Genomic DNA, 1,628 nt, shown 5'->3' with positions numbered 1-1,628 from the left:
TCAGCGCCGCGCCAGACAGGTTGCTGCTGCTGCTGATCAGCCGGCCGAACCCCTCATAGCGGCTGGTCAGCCCCGCGCCCTCCGCCGAGCCGAACCGCGCGTACAGCGGGTGCCCCTGGAGGTCGTAGCGGCCCGCGCCCAGGCCCGGCTCGCCACCAGCCCGGCGACATCGTGGCGTTCCGCAAGTCCGAGAAGGACCGGCCCGGCGCGGGATCGGCTACCGCATCGAGGCGGTCGATGCCGAGGCGGGGATGGTGCGACTCGTCCCCGAGCGTGGCAAGGCGCACGACTGGCAGCCCGCCCGCTGGAGTGCCGCCTAGGCCGACGCCTTGGTCTAGGTCGAACAGGAGCTCCGCGCCGGGGACCGCGTGCAGTTCACCCGCAACAACTACCGCGCCGAGCGGCTCAACAGGCAGACCGCCATGTCCGGCCGGGATGGGTGCGGAGCATCCACTCGTCCCAGGGCGCGACGTGCTATCGGGTCATGGCGCATCTGGAATCGTTCAGGACCAATACCGTCGATGCCGCCTCCGTCTATGTCGCGATCAGCAGGGCCAGGACCAGCGCGGCCGTCTATATCGACAGCCGCGCATCCCTCACCGAGGCGCTTGGATTGAGGAACGGGGCGCAGGTCGGGGCGATCGACGAATGGAGCGCCCTAACCAAATACAACATCATACGCCCCGCGAGTCATTAGCATCATCATGAATTATGAGCCCCGATGCAGCGCCCCTCATCATGATTCCACTTTCCGCCTGAGTCCAAGCATCTATCGACTGTAAAATAATCCCGCATCGCAATTGATGCAACTAAAATGATTACGGCGACTACTAGACTGATAATGATACCTCTTCTACGCACTCAACCCCTCCTTCAATACCTATCATCCAGTCCGCGAGGCCGGAGAGAGTCGCAGCCAGCTCGACAGACATTAGGGGCTAATCGATCTTGCGCGCCTGGAATTGGCGACATGTTGCGTGAGGCAGCTTCAGAACCCGCAGCCCGACCCTGTCGGTTAGCCGCCTGATCCGCTACGGACGCGCTACGAGGGTCGCCCTTAATACGCTGATCGGTAATTTCCCGGACGTTGCTAATCTTCTCCGCTACCCGCTCTCCTACAGCGCCGCGAGAAGCAGCCTCACAGTTCGCCTTGCAATGGAAATACTTATCCCCACCGATGGTGTTGGCCTCACGCATATCCTGATAGTTCCGCCTGAAATCACCCGCAGCCTTTGCGGCCTCATCTCCTGCTCGGAAGGGTGCCAGCACCGCATCCTTTAAGGCACTACCAGCTTTCTCTGCGAGACGCCCAATATCCCGCGCGGTTCTTTGCCAATCCTCCAGTGTAAGGTTCGACGTCCCAGGCACAGTCTGCTTCCCGTCCGGGTCCCTGCCGTTGACTGGATCGTTTGCGACATAGGCGTAGAGGTTGACCTGGTCCTTATAGCCGCTGGGATCGGTTTGCATGAACCGACCCAACGTGGGCGAGTACATACGCGCTTTGTAATAGTACATGCCGAGGTCGGGCAGCCACGCCTGTCCGGTATACTGGAAGCGGCCGATATTGCCGCTGCCCGGGATGCCGTATTCGTCATAGCTGTCGATGGCGATCCTCGCGCCCGACGCAT

General features: G+C 61.7%; 2 protein-coding genes. One reads left to right on the top strand and one right to left on the bottom strand.

What is annotated here, in order from left to right:
• Nucleotides 1-484 precede the first annotated feature (484 nt).
• Nucleotides 485-697 (top strand): hypothetical protein, encoded by a 213-nt coding sequence (locus tag RN629_RS18160; protein WP_407036484.1) that lies wholly within the window; start codon nucleotides 485-487, stop codon nucleotides 695-697.
• A 176-nt stretch (nucleotides 698-873) separates the two neighbouring features.
• On the opposite strand, the gene RN629_RS18155 is transcribed toward RN629_RS18160, so the two are convergent.
• On the bottom strand, nucleotides 874-1,628 hold a 755-nt coding region (locus RN629_RS18155), incomplete at its 5' end, for an RHS repeat-associated core domain-containing protein (protein WP_407036483.1).

The organism is Facivitalis istanbulensis (assembly GCF_040560405.1).
Taxonomy (GTDB): domain Bacteria; phylum Pseudomonadota; class Alphaproteobacteria; order Sphingomonadales; family Sphingomonadaceae; genus Sphingomonas; species Sphingomonas istanbulensis.
This window is presented reverse-complemented; position numbering and strand designations above follow the sequence as displayed.

What these genes read in the sequence shown, in the direction of transcription:
- RN629_RS18160 (WP_407036484.1), top strand. Translation starts at nt 485, where the DNA reads ATGGCGCATCTGGAATCGTTCAGGACCAATACCGTCGATGCCGCCTCC.